Annotated in this window: 11 protein-coding genes; 9 read left to right on the top strand and 2 right to left on the bottom strand. The window is 62.1% G+C overall.

The genetic code is table 11. From position 1 onward, the window contains the following. Positions 1 to 39 precede the first annotated feature (39 nt). The 7 genes from ACOYO3_RS11505 to ACOYO3_RS11475 all read left to right on the top strand — a co-directional run bounded on the left by ACOYO3_RS11505 (position 40) and on the right by ACOYO3_RS11475 (position 7,277). Entirely contained in the window at positions 40 to 1,338 is a 1,299-nt protein-coding gene (locus ACOYO3_RS11505) for a nucleotide sugar dehydrogenase (RefSeq protein WP_002524617.1), read from the top strand. Further along, on the top strand, positions 1,322 to 2,581 hold the full coding sequence (locus tag ACOYO3_RS11500) for an O-antigen ligase family protein (RefSeq protein WP_002517283.1): 1,260 nt from the start codon (positions 1,322 to 1,324) through the stop codon (positions 2,579 to 2,581). The genes ACOYO3_RS11505 and ACOYO3_RS11500 overlap by 17 nt, the downstream gene beginning before the upstream one ends. Positions 2,582 to 2,699: 118 nt before the next feature. Further along, a complete protein-coding gene (locus ACOYO3_RS11495; RefSeq protein ID WP_002550553.1) occupies positions 2,700 to 3,815 on the top strand; it encodes a glycosyltransferase in 1,116 nt (371 codons plus the stop codon). Positions 3,816 to 3,912: 97 nt separating this feature from the next. Next, positions 3,913 to 4,986, top strand: a complete 1,074-nt coding sequence (wecB, locus tag ACOYO3_RS11490; RefSeq protein WP_002522903.1) for a non-hydrolyzing UDP-N-acetylglucosamine 2-epimerase — start codon at positions 3,913 to 3,915, stop codon at positions 4,984 to 4,986. Next, positions 4,986 to 6,107, top strand: coding sequence for a glycosyltransferase (locus ACOYO3_RS11485; RefSeq protein ID WP_002524619.1), 1,122 nt, complete (start codon positions 4,986 to 4,988; stop codon positions 6,105 to 6,107). The genes wecB and ACOYO3_RS11485 overlap by 1 nt, the downstream gene beginning before the upstream one ends. A 77-nt stretch (positions 6,108 to 6,184) precedes the next feature. Beyond that, a complete protein-coding gene (locus ACOYO3_RS11480) occupies positions 6,185 to 6,328 on the top strand; it encodes a hypothetical protein (RefSeq protein ID WP_002518636.1) in 144 nt (47 codons plus the stop codon). A 1-nt stretch (position 6,329) separates the two neighbouring features. Beyond that, positions 6,330 to 7,277, top strand: a complete 948-nt coding sequence (locus ACOYO3_RS11475; protein ID WP_002525533.1) for an endonuclease domain-containing protein — start codon at positions 6,330 to 6,332, stop codon at positions 7,275 to 7,277. Positions 7,278 to 7,620: 343 nt separating this feature from the next. On the opposite strand, the gene ACOYO3_RS11470 is transcribed toward ACOYO3_RS11475, so the two are convergent. Both ACOYO3_RS11470 and ACOYO3_RS11465 read right to left on the bottom strand, forming a co-directional pair. Next, positions 7,621 to 7,917 (bottom strand): hypothetical protein, encoded by a 297-nt coding sequence (locus tag ACOYO3_RS11470; RefSeq protein WP_427305896.1) that lies wholly within the window; start codon positions 7,915 to 7,917, stop codon positions 7,621 to 7,623. Next, complete coding sequence (locus ACOYO3_RS11465) at positions 7,914 to 9,296, bottom strand: NAD(P)/FAD-dependent oxidoreductase (protein ID WP_002522907.1); 1,383 nt, start codon at positions 9,294 to 9,296, stop codon at positions 7,914 to 7,916. Before ACOYO3_RS11465 ends, ACOYO3_RS11470 begins: the two co-directional genes overlap by 4 nt. Before the next feature lie 126 nt (positions 9,297 to 9,422). Here ACOYO3_RS11465 and ACOYO3_RS11460 point away from each other — a divergent pair, with 126 nt between their 5' ends. Continuing rightward, complete coding sequence (locus ACOYO3_RS11460) at positions 9,423 to 10,070, top strand: NUDIX hydrolase (RefSeq protein WP_002512869.1); 648 nt, start codon at positions 9,423 to 9,425, stop codon at positions 10,068 to 10,070. Continuing rightward, positions 10,052 to 12,568 (top strand): ATP-dependent helicase HrpB, encoded by a 2,517-nt coding sequence (gene hrpB / locus ACOYO3_RS11455; protein WP_014172411.1) that lies wholly within the window; start codon positions 10,052 to 10,054, stop codon positions 12,566 to 12,568. Before ACOYO3_RS11460 ends, hrpB begins: the two co-directional genes overlap by 19 nt. The last annotated feature ends 166 nt before the right edge of the window (positions 12,569 to 12,734 follow it).

Raw genomic sequence — 12,734 nt, 5'->3', positions numbered from 1 at the left:
AGACTGACGGAGTATTCGCGAATCCCAAGGAGTTCAGGAATGAAAATTGCCGTCGTCGCCATGGGCAAGATCGGGCTTCCCCTGGCCGTGCAGTTCGCCGAGAAGGGTCACGACGTCATCGGCGTCGACGTGCAGCAGCGCGTCGTGGACGAGATCAACAAGGGCAATGAGCCTTTTCCCGGTGAGGCCTTTCTTGACGAGAAGTTGAAGAAGCTTGTCCCGGCAGGCAAGCTCACCGCCACCACCGACTACTCCCAGGCCATCCCCGGCGCCGACGCGATAGTTCTCGTCGTCCCGCTCTTCGTTAACGACGAGACCTGGGAACCGGACTTCGGCTGGATGGAAAATGCCACCAAGTCGCTGGCCGAGCACCTCACCCCCGGCACCCTCATCTCCTACGAGACCACCCTGCCGGTCGGCACCACCCGCAATCGCTGGAAGCCCATGATCGAGGAGATCTCTGGTCTGAGTGAAGGCAAAGATTTCCACCTCGTCTTTTCCCCGGAGCGCGTTCTCACTGGTCGCGTCTTCGCTGACCTGCGTCGTTACCCGAAACTCGTCGGCGGCTTGAACGACGAGGGCACTGCCAACGGCATCGACTTCTACCAGCAAGTTCTCGACTTCGACGACCGTGACGACCTTCCTCGCGCCAACGGCGTCTGGGACATGGGCACCGCTGAGGCCGCTGAGATGGCCAAACTTGCCGAGACCACCTACCGTGACGTCAACATTGGCCTGGCCAATCAGTTCGGCAAGTACGCTGCGGCCAACGGCATCGACGTCTACAAGGTCATTGACGCCTGCAACTCGCAGCCCTACTCCCACATTCACCGTCCCGGCATTGCCGTCGGAGGTCATTGCATCCCCGTCTACCCGCGCCTCTACCTATGGACCGACCCGGACGCCACCATCGTCCGCACTGCCCGCGAGGCCAACATGACGATGCCCCAGTACTGCGTCGACCAGGCCGCCTCGGTGCTCGGTGATCTGTCCGGTAAAAAGATTGTCGTCCTTGGCGCTTCCTATCGGGGCAAGGTCAAGGAAACTGCTTTCTCCGGGGTTTTCCCGACTGTTGACATCCTCGCCAAGGCTGGCGCTGACGTCAGCGTCCACGACCCGATGTTCACCGACGAGGAGCTCGGCAAGTTCGGCTTTAAGGCCTACCACATCGGCGATCCGGTTGACGGCGCTCTACTGCAGGCCGACCATCCCGAGTACGCCGAACTGACCCCGGCGGACCTGCCGGGTATCAAGGTGCTCGTCGACGGTCGTCACGTCGTCGATCCAGCCGTATGGGGAGACGTCGAGGTCATCGTCGTTGGTGACGGGGAGGCCTGAGTACTCCGGCAGCTTCCTCGACAAGATCGTCGAGGGGCTGTTGGTGCTGTTGCCTCCGGCAGCCCTCCTGGGGCCCTGGGCCGGCAGTGGAAGAGTGTTCGGCTACCGCATCTTGGTGGTGTTGCTAGTCGGGTGCGCAGTGACGGGATGGATTTATCCCATCTGGGTGCGACGATTCAGTCGCGCAGCTTGCGCCATCGTGGTCGTTGCGGTGGCGTGGGCCGTAACCGGTGTGGTAGGTGCTATGAGGCTGGGCCCGCGTCGGGACCTTTCGAGTCTGATGGGGGCCGGTCTTGCCCTGGCGGGGGCATGGTCAGTGGCGAGACTTATCTCGGATAGGCACATACGTCGTGAGCGTGCCTTACGCGATGTTGCGATCGGTTGGGCGGTCGCAGTCTGGGTGGGGGCACCGCTGGCCGTCTGGGAAATCCTTACCGCGCGACACTTGGGCACTTACGCCGACGGGGCATGGCGGAACCATCCAGGGCTTTATCGCCAGCCGGCGACGTGGCTCACCAACCCCAACCTTTACGCGGTTTTCCTGGCTGTAGGCTCCGTGTGGGTCGGTGTGGTTGGCGTGCGAAGCGCTACTCGGTGGGTGCGGATAGCTGCCATAGCCACGGCGGTGACCGGTTTAGGGCTGTTACTAGCGACGGACAGTCGCATAGTCTACGCGGCGCTGTTATTGGCCGTTATGGTGCGGTTGTGGGCGGTTCGACGGTGGCGCTGGGTGCTTCCCGGGGTGGTCATGGCCGTCGTCGTGGTAATCGTGGTGACGCACCTGCACCAAGCCGGGTTGGTATGGCACAGGTTCATCGGTGTACTGATTCACCACAACGATGAGGGCCCATCATCCTTCGCGGTGAGGACTACTTTGTTGGCTTGGGGTCTTGCGCTCGTGATGGAGTACCCCCTGCTTGGAGCGGGTCCGGGAGGATATCGGGCTAACATCCTCGCTGCGCCAAAGCGATGGTTTCCGCATGGCAAGTCCGATCCCCATAACGGGATCCTGGAGATTGCCTCCCAATACGGTTTGGTCGTTACCGCCCTAGTGGCAGTGTGTTGGTGTCTGGCCATTGGTCGATGTTGGCGGTCACGACGATGGTGGGGGGCTGCTCTCATCACTGCAATGCCGGTGCTCTCACTTGCCAACAGCACCTACTTGGTTCAGTCGGTGAACCAACTCGGGTGGCTGGTATGTGTTTTGGCGGCGAGTTCGTCCCGTCAGGAAACGCCGCAATGACGAGGTGACTGAATTCCACCGCATGTCGTGTCTGGACGTATGTAGGTCACGGTAGTGTGGGACCGCCGGTGCCTTAAAGGAGAGCGGGCATCGGCGTTGCAGTACGAGAGGGGAAGGTGTGCGGATACTTATTGTCGGTGCGGCATCGTCCATCCACACCGTTCGATGGGTCAATGGACTGGTCAAGCGAGGTCACGAGGTTCACCTGGCATCAGTCCATCCGGTGGGCCGTCACTCCATTGATTCCCGAGTCCGGATCCATCTGGCCCCACACGGTGGGAAGGCAAAATACGTCGTCAATGCCGGCTGGCTGCGATCAGTGGCGGCTGGGGTGCAACCTGACATCGTCAACGTCCACTATGCGACCGGTTATGGTCTGCTCGCTCGTCTTGCCCATATTGACGCCCCGACGCTGCTGTCGGTGTGGGGAAGTGACGTTTACGATTCCCCCCGGGCAAATCCCCTCATGCGTCACATGGTCCGATCCAACTTGGTCTCAGCTACTCGGATCGCATCGACAAGCCACTGCATGGCGCGTGTCACGCGTGACTTGGTGAACAAACCCATATCCATTACCCCCTTCGGCGTTGATACGGAAATACTCACGCCCCCTGACAGGCGGCGTGATGCGAACGACGGTGACGGGGTGGTGTGCATCGGGACTATCAAGGCTCTCCACTCCAAATATGGGATCGGTGAACTCATCCGTGCCTTCAGTCGGGTCCATGATGAGCGGCCTAATACCGTCCTTCGTATCTGGGGCGGCGGCCCAGACGAGAATCCCCTCAAGGTCTTGGCTCGCCGTCTTGTCCCGGACGGTTCGGTGGAGTTTCGCGGTGCCATTGATCATTCTGAGGTCAGAGATGCCTTGGGTAGTTTGGACATCTTTGCCGCCCTATCGACCCTGGATTCGGAGTCTTTCGGAGTGGCGATCATCGAGGCGGGAGCCTGTGGACTGCCAGCGGTCGTCAGCGATGCGGATGGTCCGGCAGAGGTCGTCGAGGATGGTGTTACCGGCTTGATCGTCCCCCGTGGTGACGTTATTGCCAGCGCTACTGCCTTGATGCAGCTGGTTGATGACGTTGAGTTGCGTCGGCGTATGGGTGGGGCTGGTCGCCACCACGTCGTCGAGACGTATTCGTGGGAGCGTAGCCTCGATCTCATGGAGCTGGCGTATCGGGACACCATCGATGATGCAGCGCGCCAACATTGTTCAGGTCGTCACGGTGGGTAGTGGAAGGTAGAGTGCCAGCATTGCGCCCAGTTCCCGATTCGGGCGCTGCCATGTGGCCTCGGGGAGAGGCTGACTATCTCATCGAGAGGATTGCGTCGTGCGCGTCGTGAGTATCGTCGGGGCTCGTCCCCAATTCGTGAAATTGGCCCCGGTGGCTAAGGCTTTCGCGGCCGAGGGGATTGACCACAAGATCATCCATACCGGGCAGCATTACGACGTCAACATGTCGGATTCCTTCTTCGCCGAGCTCGGGATCCCGAACCCGGACCTGCATCTTGGTGTAGGAGGCGGCTCTCACGGCGTCATGACCGGTCGGATGCTCGAGCAGCTTGATCCGGTGCTTGAGGACATGGACCCAGACTGGGTGCTCGTTTACGGCGACACAAATTCGACCATTGCCGGCACCCTCTCGGCGGTGAAGATGCACCTGCCGGTGGCCCACCTGGAAGCCGGGCTGCGTTCCTTCAACCGTCGCATGCCCGAGGAGCACAACCGAGTTCTCACCGACCACGCCGCAGACCTGTGCCTGGCCCCGACCGAGGTAGCCATGGGGCATCTGGCCGATGAGGGGCTGGCCTCCCGTGCAGTTCTTGTCGGGGACGTCATGACCGACGTGTGCCTGCAGGTGCGCGATTCCGTCCTCGCCAACCCGCGCCCGGTACCCGGTGTTGAGGTGGGTGAGGAGTACGTTATGGCGACGATCCACCGTGCCGACAACACTGACGACCCTAAGCGTCTGGTCCACATTCTTGACGCCCTCGGCAGCCTAGATCGCAAGGTCATCCTGCCGGTACACCCGCGCTTGCGCGCCCGCGCCGAGTCCGACGGCTTTACTGTCGCCCGCGGCAACCTCACCACCATTGACCCGTTGGCTTACCCCGACATGGTTAACGCCGTCACCAACGCCGCTGGCGTCATCACCGACTCGGGTGGTTTGCAAAAAGAAGCCTTCCTGCTTGGCACTATCTGCACGACGGTGCGCACCGAGACCGAGTGGGTGGAGACCGTCGAGAACGGTTGGAACGTGCTTGATCCCGATGCCGAGCACCTGGGCGAGTACGCCACGCGCCCGCACCCCGAGGGCGATCCGGGGTATCCCTACGGTGACGGCAAGGCGGCTCGCAATGTCGCCACCGTGTTGTTGAAAGCCGGCGAGCGAGACCGTTCCTGATGGCGAATTCTTCCCGCCTCGGCAGGGTCGTCTCCCTCTCGACAGTTCATCACGGTCACGACAACCGGGTTTTCAACAAAGAAGCCAAGGCACTTGTCGCAGCTGGGCACGACTACCACCTCGTCATTTCCGCTGACCGTGACGGGATCGACCAAGGGGTCCCCGTCGTCGCCTTACACCGCGAGGAAGGCCGGGTCCGCCGACTCGTCGTCAGTCAGCGGGAAGCATGGCGCCACCTGCAAGCCCTCCAGCCCGAGGTGCTGCATATTCACGACCCGGAGCTCATTCCGCTGGCACTGGTGTGGCGTTGGCGCCATCACTGCAAAGTAATCTACGACGCTCACGAGGATCTCATCGGCCAGGTTGACACTAAGCCGTACCTAGGCGCGGTGACGCGGCCGCTGGCCAAGATGGCCGCTCGTGGACTTGTGGGGCTAGCCGAGCGCAGCGCCGACGCCGTCGTGGCGGCTACACCGACCGTGGGGGAAAGGTTCCGCCGCGCTGCAGTGACGGTAGTGCGAAATTACCCGTGGCTGGGTAACTACACGGTGCCACCCAAGCCGGTGCCGGGGCAGCTCGTATACGTCGGGGACTTGTCGGAGGAGCGCAAGCTTTCCTTCATGATCGAGGTGACGCGCGCAGTCCGTAAGCAGGTGCCACAGGCGCATTTGGTGCTGGCCGGACGTGTGCTGCCACGCTGCCAGGAAACGGTGGAGCATGCCGTGGCAGAAGGGTTTGTGGAGCATCTCGGTCTGGTCGCCCCTACCGAGGTGCCGCAGGTGTTGGCCAGCGCGCAGGTCGGACTGGTCTTCCTCAAGCCGCTGCCGAACTATGTCGCGTCGTTGCCGACGAAACTGTTCGAGTACATGGCTTCCCGAGTGCCATTTGCGGCTTCGGACTTTCCGGCCTGGCGCGAGATGTTCGATGGTTACGGGGCTGGGATTTTTGTTGATACTGAGGATGCCGCAGCTACTGCAGATGCCCTGAGCGAGCTCTTGGCGGACCCGCAGCGGTGTCGGGAGATGGGCTGTGCTGGGCGTCGAGCGGTTGAGTCGGGGCTCAACTTCGAGTCCCAAGCCGAGGCCTTGATCGATCTGGTAGCCGGTTTGCTCGAGGGCTGATTCCCCGGTCCCGTGCCCGGCCAACAGTTGGTGGAGTCTCCGCCGCCCTTTCCAGCTTCCGTGTGGTGATTCGGGTAATGATCGGCCTCAAAGCCATCCCCGGTAGCAGGCGCTGGGGTCACGAGGCAGTTTTCCACAGGCTGCGTGAGTACCCCGGCCGAGGTTGTCCACAGAACCGAAAATGGTTGGAGGAAATCGGCTCCTCCGACGACAACTTTTAGTGTGAGGAATCTTGGAGAACGACTCGATCGACGCGGCGTTGCCCGTATTTACCGGCACAGCTATGTCCGAGGCCAGGCCGACCGGGCGGTAGCTCGAGGGGAGGCTGTCCGCATCCTGCCGGGGGTCGTCGCTGCGTCTGCTGTGGCCCGAGACCCGAGGATCATTATCCGGGCGTTGTTGTTGTGGCACCGTGACATTGTGTTGGTCGGAAAGGCTGCCCTTATCATGCTCGGGATGAAAGCCCCGGGTACAACCCGGCCCATGGACTTCTACGGCGTTAAGGATGTGGAGGCTTTCTCTACAACTCGTTGTCTCACCCGGCCGGGAATTCGAGTGCGTCGGTGGCATATACCTCACTGGTTTATAACCGAGCGAGAGCAAATTCGCATCGCTACTGCTGAAGTGTCGGTTCTCATACTGGCTATTCAGGGCGAGTGGGGATGGGTGTGTGAGGCCCTCCGGCAACGAGTCGTGACGCCCGAATCATGCCGGCAAGCTCGTAAGAGCCTGACAGGTCGGTATCCCAAGACCAAGGTTGATGCTGCTCTGGCCGACATCTGTCTGGCTGCGTGGTCGATTCCAGAACTAGAGATGGGCAGGGTACTGCGTGCTACTGGGATCACGGGGCACAAACCGAATCACAAGGTTCGTGTGGGCGACCGCTACTACTACTTGGACCGGGCCTTCGAGGCTGAGAAGGTGGCTTTGGAAATTGATGGCCGATCGGTACACGGGACGATTGACGGGTTTGAGGCGACCATGATGCGCTCAGCGCATTTAGACCGCCACGGCTGGAAGGTGCTTCACGTCACCCCAATCATGTTCCGCGAGGACCCGAGGTTTGTCCTAGACTGGCTCGCCTCCCACCTCCACCGGCGTCATCGGCCCAAAACTATGTTTACCGAGTTCGCTTTGCGACGAATTATGAGCGGCGCCGCCCCAGCTTGAGGCGCGGCTCGGTACATGGCTCACGTGCCGGAAACCAGGCCTAACCTTGCCCTATCCTTCGCGGCCCCTCGGCTCTGCTGCGCTGTGGAAATCGGGGTGATGATCAACCCAGCTGCAATCTCACGCAGCATGACCGGTGCTTAGACACCCGATTGCCACACGACGGGAGAAGGACCCCTAGGGGAAAGCTCAAGGCTAGCCAGCTCAAACCAGGAAGCTTAGAGGTCTGGCATGGGAGCCCTGGTGAGTGACTCCACCTAAATCGATGGGTAGTGCTGCTCCCGGTTCGCGTCTCACTACGACGAACGGAGGGGCGACACTCTCGCGTCACCCCACCGAATCGTCACTTGTAGGAGTAGAAGTCCGGGGCTGTTGAGACTCGTCCGGTGCCACCCATCGGGGTTGCATGACCATCAGCTCGAGGGTCGCGACGTTGGGTCACTCGCCCGCCGGAAGGCTTGCGCGTGGCGAGATTCTCGAACAAGGACGGGTCCTGGGAGCCCGTTTTCCTACCCTTAGGGCCTTTACGCATGGCTATCAGTGCGATCCCGATAACGGCGACAGCAGCCACCGCGACGGCAACGAGGGTGCCCTTGTTGATCTCTTCAGGGTTGACTTCGGGCTTACTCATCTTTTTCACTCTTTCCCATCAATGGGTTTGGCGCCCTTCTCATCATCGTCGCGAAGGGCATTCTTGTTCATGTTCTCCTTACCCTCCTCGCTGAGAACGTCACCGACGATGGCTCCGGCCTCGCGATGGAAGGCGATGTAGCGGGCGCCGAGGTTTATCATGGCTTGCAGACGGTTGCGGCCGCCCAGCAGGGTGAAGATATGCAGGGTGACCCACGTCAGCCATGCACCGATACCGGTGAACTTGAGCTTTTCGGACAGCTGCACGACGGCCGAATTGCGGCCGATCGTCGCCATCGTGCCTTTGTCGTTGTACTCGAACTTCTCCAGCGGCTCGCCGAGCTCGAGGTGAACGATCTGACGAGCAACGCACTCGCCTCCCTGGATGGCGGGTTGGGCGAGCTGGGGCTTGGGATCCTCGGTGTTGATGGCACCGTCGCCGACAGCAAAGATGCGATCCTGGCCTTCGACGAGGAGGGTGCCGTCGGTAGCAATGCGGCCACCTCGGCCCTGCTCAAATCCCCAATTCGTAACAGACTTGTGGGCACCGACGCCAGCGGCCCAAATGACCATGTCGGCCGGGAGAGTCTGGCCGTCCTTGAGGAGCACGGAATCCTCGCGCACCTCAGCGATGGCGGTATTGGTGCGCACATCCACGCCGCGCTTCTGCAGTTGGCGGCGGGTGTAGTGGCGCAGCGCTGGGTCGAAGGGCATGAGGAGGTGGTTGGCCATCTCGACGAGCGTCACGTGGACCCGGTCGGTGGACACATCCGGGAAGATCGCCGGGATGCCGATTGACTTCATCTCGGCGAGGGTGCCGGCCATTTCGACGCCGGTCGGGCCGCCGCCAACGATGATGACGTCGAAGGTCTTGTCACGTTGGGTGTCGAGATCCTCAAGGTAGGTGAAGATCGCGTCGCGAGCGCGCAGTGAGGATGCACGGGTGTAAATGGTGTACGAGTTTTCTGCGGCACCAGGGGTTCCGAAGAAGTTGGCCCCGACGCCCTGGGACAAGACGAGGTAGTCGTAGGAGATCGGGTCGCCGTTGTCGACCTCGACAATCCGGTTCTCGGTATCGATACCGGTCACACAAGCGCGACGGAAGTGGGTGTGAGGACCGTTGTTAGCGGCGAAGGAGCGAAGTCGGTAGGTGACATCGCCAGGGTTGAGACCGCCGGTTGCCACCTGATACAGCAGCGGCTGGAATGTGGTGTACGGGTTGCGGTCGATGAGGGTGACGTCGCATCCTGCCTCGGCAGTCTTTTCGGCAGCAGCCAAGCCGCCGAATCCGGCGCCGACGATGACAACTCGGGGCTTGGAGTCCGTCAGAACCGGTTTGCAGCCCAGGCCCGGCAGGCCGATGTCTGACAACAGGTTATTGATGCCCATCTAATCCTCCGAATGATGTTGCAATGAGACGATACTCCCAAAAATGTGGTGTAACTCGCAATGAGTGAGGTCTCATTGAGAGGCGCGGAAGGGGCACTTCCGCTTCCAGCGTGACAGGCTGGGACCATGCCACATCTCCATACGCAGCCGCACGGACATGACGTGACGATCAGTGCGTGGATCCTCAGACAGTTTCCGTCTGACGGCGTTCGTCGTCAGCAGTGGAAGGCGCTGGTGCACAAACACCGCAAAATGAACCTGTGGATCCAGCCTGGCGGGCACGTCGAACATACCGAGAATCCCTGGCAGGCCCTGGCACACGAGCTTCATGAGGAGACGGGCTACAGCATCGACCAATTGAGTGTTCTGCAACCCTGGGACCGGCTGCCCGACGGCATACACGACCTCATGCATCCCACCCCGGTGCTCCTCAACACCCACAGCCCCTACCCGGGCCATTTCCACTCCGACATCGTCATGGCGATGGTCGCCCATGGCGATCCGGCGGAAAAACCGCGCCCGGGGGAGTCTCAAGAGCTGCAGTGGGTCAGTCCTGACGAATTTGCCACGTTGCCGGGGGCCGAGCCTGACGCAGTCATGATCATGACGATGATCATTGAAAGGGTGGCTGATTCATGGTTGGCGATTCCCGCGACGAGCTGGTCCCTGGCTGACGCTCCCGCTGAGGCGATGACCGATCGGTCTGTTGCTGAGGCCACCGCTCCTGACCCTCTCGACGACAGGGAGACGCTGGGGTGGGGGACCGCTCAGTGACGAGGAATTGTGGTCCAGACCTGGCGAGAGTTGGGGCTGGGCTTCCGGTTGCCGCCTACCGTGACGAGATCACCACGGCTTTACATGGTGGGCGGGCCGTCATCGTGGCTCCACCGGGTACTGGTAAGACAACATTCGTCCCGCCGTTGGTGGCCTCGAGGTGTTCTGGTCGGGTTATCGTCACCCAGCCTCGCCGGGTGGCAGCGAGAGCCGCTGCTCGCCGACTTGCCGCGCTAACCGGGACCCGCCCCGGGGAGTTCGCGTCGCACACCGTGCACGGCGAGTCGACGACAACCCGCGACACCAAGGTGGAGTTCGTTACTACCGGGGTGTTGCTGCGCCGTCTACTCAGCGACCCCGACCTGACTGGGGTGGATGCTGTCGTCCTCGATGAGGTCCACGAACGGCACCTCGACGCTGACCTGGTCGTGGCAATGGTGTGCGAAGTTGCTCAATTGCGCGATGATCTGACCATTGTCGCGATGTCGGCGACCGTTGATAGTTCCGGGTGGGCGGCCTTTCTCGGTGGTGTTGAGCCGGCGCCGGTTGTCGAGGTGGCCTCCGCTCTGCATGAACTCGAGGTGGAGTGGGCACCGGCAGCTGGTGCTGCTGTGGAATCTCGGGGAGTGAGTCGCGAGTTTCTCGGTCATCTTGGCACTGTGACCGTTGACGCGCTTGATCGCCACACTGAAGGGTCGGCACTTGTTTTTGTTCCGGGCGCCCGCGAGGTCGACCACGTCGTCGCGGATTTGCGTTCCCGACTCGCCGGGATAGATGTGGTCGGGTTGTCCGGGGCGATGTCGGCACGTGAGCAGGATCACGCTCTGTCAGATCCGGGGAATGTGCGCCGCGTTATCGTCTCGACGGCTGTCGCAGAATCTTCCCTGACGGTGCCTGGTGTGAGGCTCGTTGTTGACTCCGGGTTGTCACGCGAACCGAGACTCGACCGTGGTCGAGGTATGGCGGGCTTAGTGACGGTCCGGGAATCCCGCGCCTCAGCAGTGCAGCGCGCCGGACGCGCAGCTCGTCTGGGCCCAGGGGTAGCCGTGCGCTGCCTGCGTGCCCAGGACTGGGCGGGCATGAATGCCGACCCTACCCCCGAGGTCGACCACGCCGACCTTGTGGCGTCCCTGTTGTCTTTGGCGGTGTGGGGATCTCCTCGTGGCGAAGGGATGGCACTGCCAACACCATTGCCACAGGATCGGGTAGCTGCGGCCGAAGAGGAACTGCGAGATCTGGGTGCTGTCGACGCGGAGGGGCGGATTACGGTGAGGGGGCGTCACCTTGCCACGTTTCCCCTTGACCCACGTCTGGCAAGGGCTTTGACCGACGGTGCCGCCATCGTCGGATCCCGCCGCTGTGCTGAGATCGCCGCCATGCTTGGCCTGGAAGACGGCCAGGTCGACCTCGTTGGGCAATGGCGTCAATTGCGATCGGGGCGACACCCAGAGGCTGTGATGTGGCGCCGCGAAGCTGATCGGCTGGCCCGGCTCATCAACGACGTTCCCCCTACCGACATCACCGATGACGATGCCGTCGCCACCGTCGTTTCCCTCGCTCGCCCGGGGTGGATTGCTCGCAGTCGAGGGGAGGGTTCCGCGTCGTATCTACTGGCCTGTGGCACGGGGGTTGACCTTCCTCGCAACTGCCCTCCAGGGCTGCTCGGGCAACCGTGGCTGGCGGTGGCACGTACCTCGCGCATTACTAGTGGCGCCCTCATCCGGGCCGCTGTCCCGCTCTCGGAGTCGGCTGCTTTGGAGTCCGGTGAGGCGATGCTGACGAGCGACACAACGGTGACTTGGGATGGCGGGAAAGTACGGGGCAGGCGGGTGTTGCGCCTCGGTGCGATCGAGTTGTCGTCGACCCCGGTCCGCCCAGATCCGGTACGGGCTCGCCACGTGGCGCTGGAAGCGGTGAGGTCTGGGGGACTTGACGTAGCGAGCCTGACGAAGAACGGTGAGTCTTTGCGACGCCGTCTTGCCCTTGCCCATCGGGTGTTTGGCGATCCCTGGCCCGATGTCAGCGATGAGGCTCTGCTAGCCCGCGCCGAGGAGTGGCTTGACCTTGACGCGTTGGCGGCAGGACGGGGAAGTGACGCAACTTCGGGGTTGCGGGGGCTGCTGGGCTGGCGGGAATCCGCTCGTCTTGACGAGGTCGTCCCCGAGACCATCACCGTCCCCAGCGGTTCGCGGATCCGCATCGACTACCCCGAGCCTGGCAGTGACACCTCCCCGGTTCTTGCAGTCAAACTTCAGGAGTGTTTTGGCTGGGCTGACGGCCCGACGGTGTGTGACGGCAGGGAGAGGGTGGTCCTCCACCTGCTATCCCCGGCGCGACGGCCCTTGGCCGTCACCGACGATCTGGCGAGTTTCTGGGCCAGTGTGTATCCCGCGGTGAGGGTTGAAAACCGGGGGCGCTACTCCAAACACCCGTGGCCGGAGGACCCCATGACAGCCACACCTACTAAGCGCACGAACCGCGCCCTGCGGGGGAACTGATGTGGCGTCCTCCAGGGGCAAGATACGTGTGGTGAATTGGTTTTTGATCCCGTGGGTAACCACCAGGAGTGGCTCCGGGGTGTTTCCCAACCATGATTGCCACGGATGGTTTGCGGGCGTCGAGTGGCGTCGAGCGGTGGTGATCTCACGGCGTCATAGCTATGAT

The sequence above is a fragment of the Cutibacterium sp. KBN10P07758 genome (assembly GCF_050286205.1).
Lineage (GTDB): Bacteria > Actinomycetota > Actinomycetes > Propionibacteriales > Propionibacteriaceae > Cutibacterium > Cutibacterium acnes.
Note: the sequence above shows the minus strand (reverse complement) of the source record. Positions and strands in the feature narration are given on the sequence as shown.